The following is a 16,474-nucleotide window of genomic DNA, read 5'->3' on the forward strand; positions in this document are numbered from 1 at the left end:
ACTATTTCATAATGCCTAACATGACTTTAAAACGTGTTAGGTTTTGTTTTTATTAGTTACCTTTGCAGACAAATTTTATAAAGATGACTTTATCAACCTATACGAAAGAATTTTCTTATAATTTAAGATTAGCTTATCCTATCATTTTGGGAATGCTAGGTCACACTATTGTAGGAATAGTTGACAATATAATGGTAGGTAAGTTAGGACCAACAGAACTAGCAGCAGTTTCATTAGGAAATAGCTTTGTTTTTATAGCTATGTCGTTAGGAATTGGTTTTTCAACAGCAATTACACCATTAGTTGCAGAAGCAGATGGAAAAGGAAATGTAGAAGAAGGAAGAAGTGCTTTTCATCATGGATTATATTTGTGTACTATTTTAGGAGTTATTCTTTTTACTATTATATTTTTATCAAAGCCTATTATTTCTTTTATGGGTCAACCAGATCATGTAGTTGAATTGGCAAAACCATATTTAGATATTGTTGCTTTCTCATTGATTCCTTTAATTATGTTTCAAGCTTATAAGCAATTTGCAGATGGAATGAGTGAAACACATTATTCTATGTGGGCTACTATTTTAGCAAATTGTGTAAATGTTTTGTTTAATTATTTATTGATATATGGAATTTGGATTTTTCCAGAGTTAGGAATTGTAGGAGCAGCAATAGGAACTATTATTTCAAGATTTGTAATGCTAGGATATATGCATTATATGATGAATTTAAAAAAGAAATTTCATCCTTATTTTAAGGGTTTTTCATTAAAAGAAATAAAAAGAGCTGTTAACTTAAAAATTATAAAGTTAGGAACACCATCGGCTATGCAAATGTTTTTTGAAGTAGCCTTGTTTACTGGAGCAATTTGGCTTTCGGGACGATTAGGAACAACAAGTCAGGCTGCTAATCAAGTGGCACTTAGTTTAGCTTCTTTCACCTTTATGTTTGCTATGGGATTAAGCGTTGCGTCAATGATTCGTGTTGGGAATCAAAAAGGATTAGAAGATTATAAAAAATTAAGACTCGTTGCATTCTCTATATTTTTATTGGCAACGTTCTTAGAAATTATTTTTGCACTAATCTTTCTTTTGTTTCATGAACAATTGCCACAAATGTTTGTGAATATGAAAGACGCATCTACTTTAGTAGCCAATACAGAAGTAGTAACAATTGCAGCACAATTATTATTAGTTGCTGCTGTTTTTCAAATTTCAGATGGGTTACAAGTAGTAGTTTTAGGAGCTTTAAGAGGATTGCAGGATGTTAAAATTCCAATGTATATGACTTTTATTTCGTATTGGATAATTGGTTTTCCTATATCTATTTATTTAGGATTGTATACTTCATTAGGTGCAATAGGAATTTGGCTAGGATTATTAGCAGGATTATCTGCTGCTGCAATTTTATTATTTATTCGCTTCAATTATCTAACAAAAAAGTTAATTTTGAACTCTGAGAATTAATTCATTTAAAAATAAACACATCAATAATATGACTTTACCAAAATTTGTTTTAGCAGATAATTCTGATTTTCCAGATGATATTTTTATTATTCATTTAGATTTTCCTCAATTTATTATTAATTTAAAAGATGATGAGGTAGAGTTTTTAGAAGACATTGAAGATGAAGATGAAAAAGAATTAGAATCTGAAATGGAGCATTTAATTACACTTGCAGGAGAGTTTTATGATAGAGAAATGGAACGATATGAAGAGTAATTTTTACTCTTCATATCCATTTTTTATAGCATAAACAGCAAGACCAACTCTAGTTTTTAACTCTAGTTTTTCAAACAAGCTGTCTCTGTAATTTTCCACAGTTCTAGGACTACAAAACATTTTTTCTGCGATTTCTTTATAACTCATCTCAGTAACAGTATATTTTAAAAATTCTTTTTCTCTATCGGAAATTTTAATTTTGCTACTAGCTTCGATACCATCATCACTTAATGTAGTGAGTACTTTACTTGTTGCCCAAGCTGGAAAAAAATGTCCTTTTTCTACAATGATGTTAAGTGCACTTTCAAGTTCTCTAGGATGAACATTTTTTAACATATATCCTTTGGCACCATTTTTTATCATTTTAATTAAACTTTGTTCGTCATCTTGCATACTTAAAGCCATGACTAATACATTTGGATAATCATTCTTTAACCAAAGTGCTGTTTCAAAACCATCCATAATAGGCATACTAATATCTAAAAGTACAATATCAGGAATTCTACTATTTTTAAATTTTTCTTGTAATTCTAATCCATTTTCACATATATAAGATACTTCAAACTGATTAAAATTAGAAATTATACTACTCAAAGCATTAGCTATTAATACATGGTCATCTACAATTACAATTGAATTTTTCATTTTAATAAAGGGATTTCAATAATTAATTTTGTTCCTGTTTTTGGATTACTTTCTAAAAGGTAATTGCCATTTAAAATTTCGGTTCTTTTTTTCATATTATGTAAGCCTATACCACTTGATTTCAATTGTTCTATATTAAATCCTTTACCATCATCTTCTAGAATTAATATAACTTGGTTTTCTGTTTTTTTGAGAGTAACTATGATATTTTTACATTGAGAATGCTTAATGCTATTTTGTAAAAATTCTTGCGTAATTCTTAATAAAATGCTTTTTGTTTGATAAAATGAAATGTCTATTTCTGAAGAATAAGTAAAATGAACAGCACATTTTTTCAAGTCATTTACTTTGATGCATTCATTTTCAATTAATTCTGATATAGTATTGTTTTCAATACTATCGTCTGTTAATGATTTTGATAATTGTCTTAGTTCACTTAGAGAATCATTAATTATAGAACTAATATTTTCAATGTTTTCATTGATATGTGGTGCTTTGTTTTCATAAGCTAACTGTTGCGTGTATAAACTAGCCAAAGTTAACTTCTGACCAATATTATCATGAATTTCTCTACCTATATATTGCATCGTTTGTGTTTGAATTTCTAACTGTGTAGTAAGTAGTTCTTGTTGGTGCTCTCTTTTTTGATTTTGTAACTTAACTTCATGTTCTTTCTTTTTTATTTTGTATTGTTTGATAAAAGTGATTATACCAGCAATAAATAAAATAAAAAATAAGTTGAAGACTATTAATATTATTATGATTTCGGTTTCCCCCATAAAAGTGATGCTATAAACAATAAATACATAAGGTTAAGTAAGATATAGAAAACAGTAATATAATTTTTCCATATATATATAGTGCTTTTTGAAGAGTATATTCCAAATGCAAAAAAAGGTAATGTACCTACATAAAATATAATTACTCCTAGATTTATGTAAAACATACGATTCTCTTTGAAGTTTATAATGTTATCCGATTTTATTTGTTTTATAAATTCAAAGTAAATTAAAATCATCAGTAAAAATACACCAATTGTATAAGACAATGAATTAAGATTCCTCATTTTCTCTAAATAATAAAAATGAGGAATAGTAGATAATAAATAAATTATAGAAAAAATATAAAATATTTTTTTGTTTTTCAATGATTGATAAGCGTATAACCAATATAGGAATATGAACTGAAAGGGTATTACAAAAAAATCATAATAAAATTTTTTATATTGTAAAAAATTCGCAAAACCATATTTACCATTTAATTCTAATAGAAATATAGTAATCAAATAATAAGCAAACCATTTCCAATAAGTGTTTTTTATTTTATTATATTTTAAAATTGCAATTACTGCACTTAAAAATTCTATATATAAAGATGAACTACTTAAAATTGCTTGAAAAGTTGTCATATTAAATATTAAAGATTTGATTATAATCTATATCTGGAGGAAATAATTGTCCGTGATTCTGAGCACTCATAAAGACATCTGGATCTGTTCCATCATCCATTTTTGCTATTAATAAAGCAGCAGTTCTTGTATTTGCATAATTATAATGATATCCAGATCTGTCATATAGTCCATTTGCATAAGTATCATAATCCAAAGGATTAAAATCAAATGTTTTACCTCCTCTACTCCTAGTAGGAATCATTACTAGTGTATGTAAATGACCATATTTATTTGTTATTGGGTTTAAAGCTTGAAAAGAAATTAAATCATCATATTTACCCCAGTCTTTAATTTCTGGATAAGCTGCATAATAAACTCTGATTCCAAGTTCTTTACTGGTAATCTCTTCATTGTTTTCTAAACCTTTATTTTTAGATTGTTTTTCAATATTGTATATGAATTTTTTTAAAGTTTCTAAATCAAACCAAATAGAGTGAGCATCACTTTCTTCTTTAAAATCATTAAGAGCATTTATACAATTCAATTGTTTTCCTCTATACTTATTAACCATAGTATGTATCAAATCTACAGATAAATCACTCATAGGAGTGCTATAATCCATACATATTTTGTCTGAACATGGACAAGGTGTTGACGTTCTTTTGGTTGGTGGAAATTTATAAATATAAACTCCAAAAACAAGTAGTACAGCGATTAAAATTCCAGTTATCATATTGTTTGTGTTTTAAATTATGAAATTACTTTTTTTATTCTTTACAAAGAAATAACTCTTGTGTTTTTTTATTAGAAGTTGATAAACGTTTTCTTTTAAGGTTAAATGACCCTATTAAAAATAACCTTGAATAAATGGGTAATGTTTTTTAAAATAAGGCACATACTATAGTATTTAATGGTGTTAAAAAATATTTCATGGGTAACAATTATTTATCCTTGTTGATATAAAAATAGAAAAGTTATAAAAACATACATGTACGTGCACATACATGTTTAGGAGAAAACCTTAGAATCCGTTTAGTCCACGTAAAAGGATAAACAATATTAATTTTAAAAATTTTAATTATGAAAAAATTTAAATTTTCAGGAAAATTAAACCTGAACAAAGAAACAGTAGCAAAATTGAGTCAAGATCAAATGAAAGAAGTTAATGGTGGTGCATTACCTTCAAAATATGAAAATGCAGGTGGTTCTATGGCATGGGCAGTGGGTACTCGCAATACTTGTAACTGTGAAGGATTTAGTTGTGTTGAAGGAATTCCTTCTAGATTGAACTATGGGAGATAAATAAGTAATTGATTTTGTTAAAAAAATCAGATAATAAGAGGCTGATATTTATATCAGTCTCTTTTATTTTCAATCCTATTTAAATAAAATATTATGTTGCATAAAGTCAGAGATTCGGTTTTTATAATTGAAAAAAATATACAATTACAAAATAATCTAGAATATAATTTATACTATTCTCATGGTGGTTTTTTGTTGTTTCAACTTTTGTTTACCAAATTAAGATTAATAGAAAAGAATCATGATGTTTTTGAAACTAAATTGATAGACTTTTTAGAACATTTTCAAAATTCTAAAGAAGTTACTTTTAGTGAAGGAATTTCAGGAAATATTTGGTTATTGAATTATTTAGTAGAAAATGATTTAATAGATGACTTATTACCAACTATAAAAGAAGAAATACAAGATTTATTGTCTTTGAATAGTGAAAATTTTAATAAAATAACAAATTACGATTTTTTGCATGGTTCTCTAGGTCTTTTGTTTGTTGCAAATAGTTGTAAGAAACTGTTAGGAGAAAAATTCATAACAGACTTAGTAACTGACCTTTTAAAAGGACTAAAATCTAACGAAAGAGGTAAATATTATAATAGCTGGATGAGCCTTTTTAAAGCAAATAAATATATTGCTGATAGTACTGATATCAATTTTAGCTTGTCACATGGATTACCCTCAGTGGTTATTATTTTATCTCAGATAAATATTCCAAAAAATAAAGAAATAGTTAGGGATATTTTAAAATTAATTAAATCATATAAAACAAATACCAATACACTTTCACTTTATCCAAGCGTAGTAAAAGTGGGTTATGAAATTGAATATAAATCGAGGTTAGCTTGGTGTTATGGAGACACTGGTGTAGCATTTGCTTTTTGGCAAGCTGGAAAAATATTTAAAAATGAAGAATGGAAGAAAGAAGCAATTCAAATCATGCTACACGCTTCAAAACGAAGGGATTTAAAAGAAAACTTGGTTGTTGATGCAGCTTTTTGTCATGGTACTTCTGGATTAGCTCATATTTTTAATAGATTTTATAAAGAAACAGGAATTAAAGAATTTGATGAAGCACGTTGGTATTGGTTAGCACAAACATTTTTAAAACTTGAAGGTGAAAATAATTTAGAAAACTTTAAATCATTTCATGGTTTAAAAGGATGGACTCCAGACAGTAGTTTGTTAGATGGAATAACAGGAATTGGATTAGCTATGTTAGGATTTTTAACAGAAGATGTAGAAGATCTGAATTGGGACAAATGTTTATTATTAAGTTAGAAAGTATGAAGTTTTTACCACAATTTATAGTTAGAACACCATTAGTAGCCTTTGGAAATAGAACAGACAATGCTGTTTTTTCTGAAGCATTATATTTATCGACACCCGTTTTACATGATGAATATAAAAAACACCTTATAAAGCCAATTGAAACCGAAAAAGAATTAAAAAAACTTAAAGTTTCTTTGTATAAATACGAATCTAGAGCTAGTCAACGTTGCACACCGTTTGGCTTATTTGCAGGATTAAGTATAGGTGAATGGCAAGACAAAAATCAAATTATACTAAATTCAGATTTAAATAAAACACTAATTCGCAACACACGACTAGATATGAATGTATTAAATTCACTAGTACAAGAATTAGCCAAACTAGAAAGTATAAAAACACACTTGAAATTTTTTCCTAATACAAGTATTTATCAAGTAGGAGAAAATTATAGATATATTGAATATTACTACAACAATGCAAAGCGATTTCATAAAATTTGCAAAGTAGATTATTCAGAATATTTAGCCTATATTTTGAATCAATCAAATAAAGGATTAACCATTAACGAACTAATAAACTTACTTATTGATGATGAAGTAACATTTGAAGAAGCATCAGAATTTATACAAGAATTAATAGATGCTCAAATTTTAATAAACGAACTTGAGCCAACAGTTACAGGAACAGATTATTTTAATTCAGTATTAAATAAATTACAAAAAATACATGATTTAAATAGAGATGCTAATTTATTTCAAATAGTAAATACATTAATTTCTGTAGATCAGTCAATCAAAAAAATAGATGCCAATATTTTAAATAAAATTGAATCATACAGGCAAGTTCACGAACAACTTAAAACAATTTTACCTAATTTAAGTGAAACCAATTTGTTTCAAACTGACTTGTACAAGCAAACCGTACAATCGGAAATACATAGTAAAGTTCAAGAACAATTAAAAGATGCATTACAATTTTTAAATAAGATTACACCAATAAATACTAATGAAAAACTAGAAAGTTTTAAAAAACGCTTTCAAAATAGGTTTGAAGATGATGCTATTCCTTTATTACTAGCACTTGATGTAGAAACAGGTGTTGGTTATATAGAAACAGGAAATCATGGAATTAATGATTTAATAGAAGATATTTATACTCCAAATGCAAATTACGGAAGCGAATTAAAATGGAATGAATTACAATCTTGTTTATTACAGCTATTAACAAAAAGTAGAGAAGAAAAGAAAAAAAGTGTTGAAATATCAGAAAAAAATTTTCCATCAATAGATTTTTCAGAAAACAATTTACCATCTTCATTTTCAGCTATGTTTAAAATGTTGGATGTAAAAACGAATAAGATATACATAAATGGAGCAGGAGGAAGTAGTGCTGTAAATTTATTAGGAAGATTTGCAGTAGGAAATGAAGCCGTAAACAAAATAATAAATACAATTTCAGAATTTGAACAAGAGCAGTTTCCTAATAAAATTCTTGCTGAAATAGTACATTTACCAGAAAGTAGAACAGGGAATATTTTAGCCAGATCTGCTTTTAGAAAATATGAAATCCCTTATTTAGCAAAAAGTGCAGTTGCAGATGATTTTCAAATAAAAATGGAAGATCTCTATATAAAAATAAGAAACAATAAAGTTATATTATTTGATAAAAGATTACAAAAAGAAATTATTCCTCGCTTAGGAAATGCTCATAATTTCGGATTTAATAGTCTACCCGTTTATCATTTTTTATGCGATTTACAAACCCAATACTTTTCAAAACCTTATGTAGGTTTTCATTGGGGAATACTTTCTAATCAATTTGATTTTTTGCCAAGAGTCGAATATCAAAATACAATATTAAGTGCTGCAAAATGGCAACTAAAACAAAAAGATTTAGAACCCTTACAAGACAAGAAAAAAACTAATGTTGAAAAACATCACTATTTTTTTGAACTGAAAAATAAAATAGAATTACCAGATTTATTTTTAATAGTACAAAGTGATAATGAATTATTGATTAATACGAACAACCCTATTGCAATTGACACTTTCATAGATACAATTAAAAAGAGTAATGAAGTTGTACTTGAAGAATATTTATTTACAAGTAAAGACGCATTAGTAAAGGACACCAATGGAGAAATGTTTACCAATGAGTGTATTGCAATTGTTTTAAACGAACAAACTGAAAAATATCAAGGTCATCAAGATGATTTTAAATTCACATATACTACTAAGCAACAGTTTTCAATAGGAAGCGAATGGTTGTACTACAAAATATATAGCGGAGCTAAAACAGCCGATTATATATTAACTGAAAAAATAAAAAAAATCACTGAAAAATTGGTTGAAGAAAAAGTAATTGATTCCTGGTTTTTTATACGGTATTTAGATCCAGATACACATTTAAGATTCAGATTACACATCATAGATTTAGAAAAATATAGTTACATTCTGAATTATATACATTCTGAATTAGAACCACTTGTCAATCAAAATAGTATTTCTAAAATTCAAAATGATACATATAAAAGAGAATTAGATAGATACGGAGATAATACTATAGAACTTGCAGAACAGTTTTTCTATAATGATAGTAAGTTTGTTGTAGAAATGTTAGACTTACTAGATACTGAAAGTGGTGGAACTATTCGATGGCAAATGGCAATACGATCAGTAGATGCTTTTTTAGACGATTTTGGATTTAATTTAAATCAAAAATTTGATATTATTGATATTCTTAGTGATTCCTTTTTTAAAGAACATGGAGGACAACAAACATTAAAAGTTTCATTAAACACAAAATATAGAAATCTTAGAGAACAAATAGAAAAAATATTAGATAAAAACAATGAAACAGAAGAAGATTATTACCCAATTATTGAATTAATACAGAAAAGAAGTTTGTTAAATAAACCTTTAGTTGCACAATTATTGCAAATTGAAAAAGAAAATAGGTTGCAAGTAAGTATCAATAACTTAATAGCAAGTTTATTACACATGAATTTAGATCGATTATTCATGGGAAGAAATAGAACTAATGAGTTTGTAGTGTATGAATTATTATCACGATACTACAAAGGACAATTGGCTAGAAAGAAATACGAGGTAAAAGAGCAAATAGTGTAATTACTTGTAATAGTTTTCTAATAAAATTTTAGCAGCAGCAAAAGGTGAAATTTCATTGTTTTGTACTGCTTTTTTATTTTGCTCCAATAAGGAAATAATATCAGGATGATTATAGAAATGTGTTTTCAATTGTTCATTAATCGTTTCCATCATCCAAAACTGATTTTGCTCTTGTCTTTTATTTTGAAAGTATTGATTTTCTTTTGCTAAATCAAAATAATCAGAAATAATTTTCCAAACATCGTTAATTCCTTCTTTGGTAATAGCGCTACAAGTTGTCACTTTCGGAATCCAACCACTTTTTTTAGCAGGAAATAAATGTAAAGCTCTGTTAAATTCGGTTTTGGCTAGCTTTGCTTTTGAAATATTATCACCATCAGCTTTATTAATTACAATAGTATCAGCCATTTCCATGATTCCCCTTTTAATACCTTGTAATTCATCACCAGCTCCAGCAATTTTAAGTAATAAAAAGAAATCAACCATACTATGAACAGCCGTTTCACTTTGTCCAACTCCTACAGTTTCTATAATAATAGTATCAAAACCACAAGCTTCACACAAGATAATAGCTTCACGTGTTTTTCGAGCCACACCGCCTAAACTGTCACCAGAAGCACTAGGACGAATAAAAGCATTCTCATCTTTTACCAATTCTTCCATTCTCGTTTTGTCTCCTAAAATACTACCATGGCTTATAGATGAACTTGGGTCAACCGCTAAAACGGCTACTTTTTTGCCTAGTGAGGTTAAATGTTTACCAAATGCTTCAATAAAAGTACTTTTTCCAACACCTGGAACACCTGTTATTCCTATTCTAACAGAGTTATTAGCATAAGGCAAACAACCTTGAATAACCTCATTAGCTTTTTCTAAATGTTTAATATTTGTGCTTTCAATTAAGGTAATGGCTCTACTTAAAGCAATCTTATCACCTTTAATAATCCTAGTAATTAATTCATTCGCAGATGGTTGTTTTCTACGAAATTGCTGAATTTGTTTTGCAACAGCATCACTAATCGAATCAGGCTGGTTAATACCATTGATTTCAGATAAAGCCGATTTGTTTTCTGGTGTTTCCAAATGCATTGAATCTTTGTGTAAAAGTACGAATTTTTTGAAAAATAGTTCTCCAAACTATAATTATCAAATAATGCTTTCTAACTTTGCAATTCAGTTTAAAAATATGGATAATATCATTTTAATATTTCTTTGTTTGTTCACAGGAATTGCCTTTCAATTTGTAAAAGTCTTTCCAAAAAACATGCATGTTTCTCTAAATCAATTTGTAATTTATGTATCACTTCCAGCATTAGCTCTATATTATATTCCTAAAATTGAAATCTCTTCTGCCTTATTATACCCATTAGGAATTGCATGGATAGGATTTGGATTATCATTTCTTTTTTTCTATTCATTAGGAAAATATTTAGGTTGGTCAAAAAAATTAATAGGTTGTTTAATTCTAACAGCAGGATTAGGAAACACATCATTTGTGGGTTTTCCAGTAATTGAAGCGCTATATGGGAACAAAGGATTAGAAATAGCAATCATTGTAGATCAACCAGGTTCATTTGTAGTAATGGCAACATTAGGAATTATTACAGCAACATTATTTTCAAGAGAAACATTAAACACAAAATCAATTGTTTTAAAAATAATTTTATTTCCACCATTTATAGCCTTTTTTATAGCTTTAATACTAAATTTTCTCCAACAAGATTTTCCAGAAATGTTTCAAAATGTATTTCAAAGGGTAGGAAACACAGTTACACCAATTGCATTAGTTGCAGTAGGATTACAATTAAAAATTGAGAAAAAAAGTAAACATTGGGGGTTTTTAGTATTAGGACTCTTTTTTAAATTAATGATAACACCTGCTTTTTTCTATGTAATTTATAGGAAAGTATTTAATGGAACAGGTTTGTTGATTGATGTATCTATTATGGAAGCAGCAATGGCGCCAATGATTACAGCTACTATTTTAGCTTCTAGTTATGGGTTAAAACCAAAGTTAAGTAGTATGATGGTAGGAATAGGAATTCCATTATCATTTATTACTTTGGCTTTTTGGTATTGGGTTTTAACTAGTTTTTAAAAATAAATACACAATAAAAAAACAAATTCTTATTGTGTATTTTGGATTAAGAGGGGTTAGTTTTAGTGTTTAAAGAGTAATTTTATACTTCATTAGCAGAAATTTTAACGTTTTGCAATTCAGGTTTACCTTTTGTGAAATTTACAAACCAAATAGCTAGTTCTTCTAGTTCAGTAGCTAATAAAAATTTTATTGCTTTTAATAATTCTCTGCTAAATAAAGCAGGATCAAAACTAACTTTTTCTAAAGCTAATTTAGTACGATTGATTAGTGTATTAGGCATAATTTTAATTTATTGGGTTAACCAAATTTAATCAAAAAAAAATATTAACCAAAAAATGTTGAAAAAATAAATAGAAAAAAGAAGTGTTTTTTTGTAAATAATTTAGTATGAAGTAATCATTATAATTGAGTTTTTATTGTAAGTTATTGATTTTTAGTTGCTTTGGCTATTGTGATTCAAAAAGTATATATTTTTTAAAAAATAAGCATAATGAGATAGTTTTAGGCAAAAACGACTATTTTTTCTACTTTTACACCATAATTCCTTTAATAAAATGCAAATTATTCCTAAAATTCTTAATGAACTTCAACAAATTGTAGGAGAAAAGTTCGTTTTCATTGATGATGAAACTAGATATGATTACGGACATGATGAAACGGAAGATTATAATTTTCCACCTCATGTTGTGGTTAAACCAACGACAGTTGAAGAAGTTTCTGCTATAATGAAGATGGCTAATATTAATAAAATTCCAGTTACGCCTATAGGAGCAAAAACAGGATTAAGTGGTGGAGCATTGAGTATTCATGGAGGAATTGGGCTTTCTATGGAGCGTTTCAACAAAATTATAAATATTGATGAACAAAACCTTCAAGTTATTACAGAACCAGGTGTTATTACTCAAATACTTAAAGATGCTGTAGGAGAAAAAGGATTGTTTTATCCTGTAGATCCTAGTAGTATGGGAAGTTGCTTTATAGGTGGAAACATTGCCGAGAATTCTGGTGGAGCAAGAGCTGTAAAATATGGTGTAACGAAAGATTATGTTTTAAACTTAGAAGTGGTTTTGCCTAATGGTGAAATTATTTGGACAGGAGCTAATACCTTGAAAAATTCAACAGGTTATAATTTGACTCAATTAATGGTAGGAAGTGAAGGAACACTTGGAGTGATTACTAAAATTGTATTAAAATTAATCCCAAAAGTAAGTCATAATGTATTAATGTTGGTTCCTTTTTATAAAGCCGAACAAGCCTGTGAAGCGGTTTCTGCTATTTTTAGAGCAGGAATTGTCCCAAGTGCTTTAGAATTTATGGAAAGAGATGCGATTGACTGGACTATGAAGTATGTAGAAGGAGTAAGTGTCTCAATAAAGGACGAAATTCAAGCACATTTGCTAATTGAAGTAGATGGAAATTATACTGACATCTTGTTTCAAGAAGCTGAAAAAATAATGCAAGTAGTAGAACAATTTGAAATAGATGAAGTATTATTTGCAGATTCGGACGAACAAAAAAATGCATTATGGAAATTACGTAGAGCAGTAGGAGAAGCTGTAAAATCAAATTCAGTTTATAAAGAAGAAGATACTGTAGTACCAAGATATGAATTACCAACATTACTAAAAGGAGTAAAAGATATTGGTAATAAATACGGATTTCAAACTGTTTGTTATGGTCATGCAGGTGATGGTAATTTACACATCAATATTGTAAAAGGAAACATGACTGATGAAAATTGGCAAACAGAAGTACCAAAAGGGGTTGTTGAAATATTTGAATTAACCGTAAAATTAAAAGGAACACTTTCAGGAGAACATGGAATAGGCTATGTGCAAAAAGATTTTATGCCAATAGCTTTTAGTGAAATGGAATTGGAATTAATGAAAGGAATTAAAAAGGTATTCGATATAAATAATATTATGAATCCAGGTAAAATTTTACCACATAGTTTATAAAAAAATCCCATTTTGATTTTCAAAATGGGATTTTTTATTTCTAAGTAGTCAACATTACTGTTAACCGACTTTAATATTAGAATTGCTCTCTTCCAGCAAAATGAAAAGCACCTTCAATAGCAGCATTCTCATCAGAGTCTGAACCATGAACAGCATTTTCACCAATTGATTTAGCATATTTTTTACGAATAGTTCCTTCAGCAGCATCAGCAGGATTTGTTGCACCAATTAATGTTCTGAAATCTTCAACCGCATTGTCTTTTTCTAAAATAGCAGCAACAATAGGACCTCTTGACATAAACTCTACTAATTCACCATAGAAAGGTCTTTCACTGTGAACAGCATAAAATTTTTGAGCATCTGCAACAGTTAATTGAGTTAATTTTAAAGAAACAATTTTAAAACCACCTTCAGTAATCATGTTTAAAATTCCACCAATGTGTCCGTTCTCAACAGCATCTGGTTTAATCATTGTAAAAGTTCTATTCGTTGCCATAACGTTTATCTATTTTTAAATTTTGTGCAAAAGTAATCTTTTTTATTGAATCTAGAAATTTCGATTTAAAAGTTTAATAATTTAAAAACGTTTAACACATATTATGTGTTGAAATATGTGTTTTTTGTGAGATATATTTTATTTTATTCACTTTTTTAAGTATAACTCTTTTATGTATATTTGAAATATATAAAGATTGAAATATGAAAATAAAACACTTTTTATTTATTATACTTAGCGTTACTTTTTGCTACAGCCAAAAGGAAGTACTACCTATAATTCCAAAACCTTTATTTAGTGAAAACACAAACGAACAATTTACTTTAAATTCTAAAATAAAGATTATAGAGCAATATCAAGATTCTTTTGAAGCAATATACTTGAAAGAGCATATAAAAAAACAAACAGGATTAGAAATTGATATTGAATCCAATAAGAAAAATATAAAAACAATAACTCTTCAAATTATAGATTCTAATTCAGAATTACAATCAGAAGAAGCTTATAGTATAAAAATTGCAAACAATGAAATTCTAATTAATGCCTTAACAAATAAAGGACTGTTTTATGGAGTTCAAAGCTTATTACAATTAATTCCTTATGAAAAAACCAAAGCCATAAAGCTACAAGGAATAAAAATTATAGATCAACCTAAATTCTCTTGGAGAGGAATGCATTTAGATGTTTGTAGACACTTCTTTTCTACCGATTTTATAAAAAAGTATATTGACTATTTAGCATTATTAAAACTAAACACTTTTCATTGGCATTTAACAGAAGATCAAGGATGGAGAATAGAAATAAAAAAATATCCAAAATTAACGTCTGTTGGAGCTTGGAGAAATGGAACAATGATAGGAGCTTATAACGATCAAAAATTTGATACTATTCGATATGGTGGATATTACACACAAGAAGAAATTAAAGACATTGTTGCTTATGCACAAGAAAGGCATATAACAATAGTTCCAGAAATTGAAATGCCTGGTCATGCTTTAGCAGCTCTAGCAGCATATCCTGAATTAGCTTGTACGAATGGTCCATTTGAAGTGGCTCAAAAATGGGGCGTATTCGATGATGTATATTGTCCAAAAGAAGAAACATTTACTTTTTTACAAAATGTTTTAGATGAAGTAGTAGCATTATTTCCTTCAGAATATATACATATAGGAGGAGATGAATCTCCTAAAACTCGTTGGAAAAATTGTAATCATTGTCAAAACTTAATAAAAAAAGAAAATTTAAAAGACGAACATGAATTACAAAGTTATTTCATAACCCGAATAGAAAAATATCTAAACACAAAAGGACGTCAAATTATAGGTTGGGATGAAATATTAGAAGGAGGATTAGCTCCTAATGCAGCGGTTATGAGTTGGAGAGGAACAGAAGGAGGAATAGCGGCTGCAAAACAAAATCACAATGTAGTCATGTCGCCTGGTGGTTATTGTTATTTCGATCACTATCAAGGAAATCCTAAAAATGAACCTTTAGCTATAGGAGGTCATACAACATTAGAAAAAGTATATGGTTTTAATCCTATTCCAGAAGATTTATCTGAAGAAGAACAAAAATATATTTTAGGAGCGCAAGCAAATGTATGGACAGAATATATCTTAAATGATAAACATGTAGAATATATGATTTTCCCAAGAATCTTTGCTTTATCAGAAGTTGTATGGGGAACATCAGATAAAGAAAACTATGAAAATTTTGAAAAACGAGTAGTTTCTTTTTTTCCAAGATTAGAAAAAATGGATGTAAAGTATAGTAAGGCAATATATGAAGTTTCTGCCCAACCCAAAATTAAAAATGGGAGATTATGGGTTCAATTAAAATCAGGGAAACTAGATAGAATTAGATATACATTAGATAAATCTGAACTTACTAACTCTAGTCAATTATATACAAAACCTATTGAAATTTCTACGAGTTGCACCTTAAAAGCAGCTTATTTTGAAGATAATGAACAAAAAAGTACAATTTACTCACAAGATTTTTATGTATCAAAATCAACAGGAAGAAAAATAGAACTTTCAGAACAACCAAATCCTAATTACTTTGGACAAGGAGCAACAACTCTAGTAAATGGAATTGTTGGAGAAACTTCAAATCACGGAAGTGATTGGATTGGCTTTTCAGGTAAAAATTTAGAAGCTATCATCGATTTTGAAAAGCAAGAAACGATTTCAAAGTATGAAATTCAATTTTTTCAAAGTAAAGCTAGTTGGATTTATTATCCTCAATCTGTTGAGATATTCATTTCTAATGATGGGAATACTTTTAATAAAATAGCACAATGTGATGCAAATTACATTCGTAATAATAGAGGAAAGGTAGTATTAGAATTTCCTGTTTCCAAAGCCAGATATGTAAAAACAATAGCTAAGAATTATGGTAAAATTCCAGAAGGAGAACCAGGTTCAGGAACTACTGCATGGTTATTTGTTGATGAAATAGAAATTCATTAAA

At 28.1% G+C, this 16,474-nt stretch carries 15 protein-coding genes; 8 read left to right on the forward strand and 7 right to left on the reverse strand.

Annotation, left to right across the window (positions count from 1 at the left end; all coding sequences use genetic code 11):
• Positions 1-83: 83 nt before the first annotated feature.
• Positions 84-1,463 (forward strand): MATE family efflux transporter, encoded by a 1,380-nt coding sequence (locus tag LXD69_RS10445; protein ID WP_045968035.1) that lies wholly within the window; start codon positions 84-86, stop codon positions 1,461-1,463.
• A gap of 28 nt (positions 1,464-1,491) precedes the next feature.
• Positions 1,492-1,719 carry a hypothetical protein gene (locus tag LXD69_RS10450; protein WP_045968038.1) on the forward strand — a complete coding sequence of 76 codons (228 nt, stop codon included), beginning with the start codon at positions 1,492-1,494 and terminating at the stop codon, positions 1,717-1,719.
• Between the two features lie 3 nt (positions 1,720-1,722).
• On the opposite strand, the gene LXD69_RS10455 is transcribed toward LXD69_RS10450, so the two are convergent.
• The 4 genes from LXD69_RS10455 to LXD69_RS10470 are packed head-to-tail and all read right to left on the reverse strand — an operon-like array spanning position 1,723 to position 4,487.
• Positions 1,723-2,364 carry a response regulator gene (locus LXD69_RS10455; RefSeq protein WP_045968040.1) on the reverse strand — a complete coding sequence of 214 codons (642 nt, stop codon included), beginning with the start codon at positions 2,362-2,364 and terminating at the stop codon, positions 1,723-1,725.
• The gene (locus tag LXD69_RS10460; protein WP_246915238.1) at positions 2,361-3,143 is read right to left on the reverse strand and encodes a sensor histidine kinase; all 783 of its coding nucleotides are present in this window, start codon (positions 3,141-3,143) and stop codon (positions 2,361-2,363) included. The genes LXD69_RS10455 and LXD69_RS10460 overlap by 4 nt, the downstream gene beginning before the upstream one ends.
• Complete coding sequence (locus tag LXD69_RS10465) at positions 3,122-3,772, reverse strand: hypothetical protein (RefSeq protein WP_045968044.1); 651 nt, start codon at positions 3,770-3,772, stop codon at positions 3,122-3,124. The genes LXD69_RS10460 and LXD69_RS10465 overlap by 22 nt, the downstream gene beginning before the upstream one ends.
• A gap of 1 nt (position 3,773) precedes the next feature.
• A complete protein-coding gene (locus tag LXD69_RS10470; RefSeq protein ID WP_246915241.1) occupies positions 3,774-4,487 on the reverse strand; it encodes a hypothetical protein in 714 nt (237 codons plus the stop codon).
• A gap of 347 nt (positions 4,488-4,834) precedes the next feature.
• On the opposite strand from LXD69_RS10470, the gene LXD69_RS10475 reads away from it, so the two are divergent.
• The 3 genes from LXD69_RS10475 (at position 4,835) to LXD69_RS10485 (ending at position 9,447) form a co-directional block, all read left to right on the forward strand.
• Positions 4,835-5,056, forward strand: coding sequence for a class I lanthipeptide (locus tag LXD69_RS10475; RefSeq protein WP_045968048.1), 222 nt, complete (start codon positions 4,835-4,837; stop codon positions 5,054-5,056).
• A gap of 93 nt (positions 5,057-5,149) precedes the next feature.
• Positions 5,150-6,328 carry a lanthionine synthetase C family protein gene (locus LXD69_RS10480; RefSeq protein ID WP_246915244.1) on the forward strand — a complete coding sequence of 393 codons (1,179 nt, stop codon included), beginning with the start codon at positions 5,150-5,152 and terminating at the stop codon, positions 6,326-6,328.
• A 5-nt stretch (positions 6,329-6,333) separates the two neighbouring features.
• Positions 6,334-9,447 carry a lantibiotic dehydratase gene (locus tag LXD69_RS10485; protein WP_246915247.1) on the forward strand — a complete coding sequence of 1,038 codons (3,114 nt, stop codon included), beginning with the start codon at positions 6,334-6,336 and terminating at the stop codon, positions 9,445-9,447.
• On the opposite strand, the gene meaB is transcribed toward LXD69_RS10485, so the two are convergent.
• Positions 9,448-10,536, reverse strand: coding sequence for a methylmalonyl Co-A mutase-associated GTPase MeaB (meaB, locus tag LXD69_RS10490; protein WP_045968053.1), 1,089 nt, complete (start codon positions 10,534-10,536; stop codon positions 9,448-9,450). It abuts the gene before it with no gap.
• A 28-nt stretch (positions 10,537-10,564) separates the two neighbouring features.
• Between meaB and LXD69_RS10495 the strand changes: the two genes are divergently transcribed.
• Complete coding sequence (locus LXD69_RS10495) at positions 10,565-11,545, forward strand: AEC family transporter (RefSeq protein WP_317236289.1); 981 nt, start codon at positions 10,565-10,567, stop codon at positions 11,543-11,545.
• 82 nt (positions 11,546-11,627) lie between these two features.
• Here LXD69_RS10495 and LXD69_RS10500 read toward each other — a convergent pair whose 3' ends face one another.
• Complete coding sequence (locus LXD69_RS10500) at positions 11,628-11,828, reverse strand: hypothetical protein (protein WP_045968055.1); 201 nt, start codon at positions 11,826-11,828, stop codon at positions 11,628-11,630.
• Positions 11,829-12,102: 274 nt separating this feature from the next.
• Between LXD69_RS10500 and LXD69_RS10505 the strand changes: the two genes are divergently transcribed.
• Positions 12,103-13,506 carry an FAD-binding oxidoreductase gene (locus LXD69_RS10505; RefSeq protein ID WP_246915250.1) on the forward strand — a complete coding sequence of 468 codons (1,404 nt, stop codon included), beginning with the start codon at positions 12,103-12,105 and terminating at the stop codon, positions 13,504-13,506.
• A gap of 76 nt (positions 13,507-13,582) precedes the next feature.
• Here LXD69_RS10505 and LXD69_RS10510 read toward each other — a convergent pair whose 3' ends face one another.
• Entirely contained in the window at positions 13,583-14,002 is a 420-nt protein-coding gene (locus tag LXD69_RS10510) for a nucleoside-diphosphate kinase (protein ID WP_045968058.1), read from the reverse strand.
• 203 nt (positions 14,003-14,205) lie between these two features.
• Here LXD69_RS10510 and LXD69_RS10515 point away from each other — a divergent pair, with 203 nt between their 5' ends.
• Positions 14,206-16,473, forward strand: a complete 2,268-nt coding sequence (locus LXD69_RS10515; protein ID WP_246915253.1) for a glycoside hydrolase family 20 protein — start codon at positions 14,206-14,208, stop codon at positions 16,471-16,473.
• Position 16,474 lies beyond the last annotated feature (1 nt).

This window comes from Flavobacterium sediminilitoris (genome assembly GCF_023008245.1).
GTDB classification, from domain to species: domain Bacteria; phylum Bacteroidota; class Bacteroidia; order Flavobacteriales; family Flavobacteriaceae; genus Flavobacterium; species Flavobacterium sediminilitoris.

Bases quoted from the DNA above. Each gene is read 5' to 3' on its own strand.
- LXD69_RS10445 (WP_045968035.1), top strand. From the start codon at position 84: ATGACTTTATCAACCTATACGAAAGAATTTTCTTATAATTTAAGATTA.
- LXD69_RS10450 (WP_045968038.1), top strand. From the start codon at position 1,492: ATGACTTTACCAAAATTTGTTTTAGCAGATAATTCTGATTTTCCAGAT.
- LXD69_RS10455 (WP_045968040.1), bottom strand. From the start codon at position 2,364: ATGAAAAATTCAATTGTAATTGTAGATGACCATGTATTAATAGCTAAT.
- LXD69_RS10460 (WP_246915238.1), bottom strand. From the start codon at position 3,143: ATGGGGGAAACCGAAATCATAATAATATTAATAGTCTTCAACTTATTT.
- LXD69_RS10465 (WP_045968044.1), bottom strand. From the start codon at position 3,772: ATGACAACTTTTCAAGCAATTTTAAGTAGTTCATCTTTATATATAGAA.
- LXD69_RS10470 (WP_246915241.1), bottom strand. From the start codon at position 4,487: ATGATAACTGGAATTTTAATCGCTGTACTACTTGTTTTTGGAGTTTAT.
- LXD69_RS10475 (WP_045968048.1), top strand. From the start codon at position 4,835: ATGAAAAAATTTAAATTTTCAGGAAAATTAAACCTGAACAAAGAAACA.
- LXD69_RS10480 (WP_246915244.1), top strand. From the start codon at position 5,150: ATGTTGCATAAAGTCAGAGATTCGGTTTTTATAATTGAAAAAAATATA.
- LXD69_RS10485 (WP_246915247.1), top strand. From the start codon at position 6,334: ATGAAGTTTTTACCACAATTTATAGTTAGAACACCATTAGTAGCCTTT.
- meaB (WP_045968053.1), bottom strand. From the start codon at position 10,536: ATGCATTTGGAAACACCAGAAAACAAATCGGCTTTATCTGAAATCAAT.
- LXD69_RS10500 (WP_045968055.1), bottom strand. From the start codon at position 11,828: ATGCCTAATACACTAATCAATCGTACTAAATTAGCTTTAGAAAAAGTT.
- LXD69_RS10505 (WP_246915250.1), top strand. From the start codon at position 12,103: ATGCAAATTATTCCTAAAATTCTTAATGAACTTCAACAAATTGTAGGA.
- LXD69_RS10510 (WP_045968058.1), bottom strand. From the start codon at position 14,002: ATGGCAACGAATAGAACTTTTACAATGATTAAACCAGATGCTGTTGAG.
- LXD69_RS10515 (WP_246915253.1), top strand. From the start codon at position 14,206: ATGAAAATAAAACACTTTTTATTTATTATACTTAGCGTTACTTTTTGC.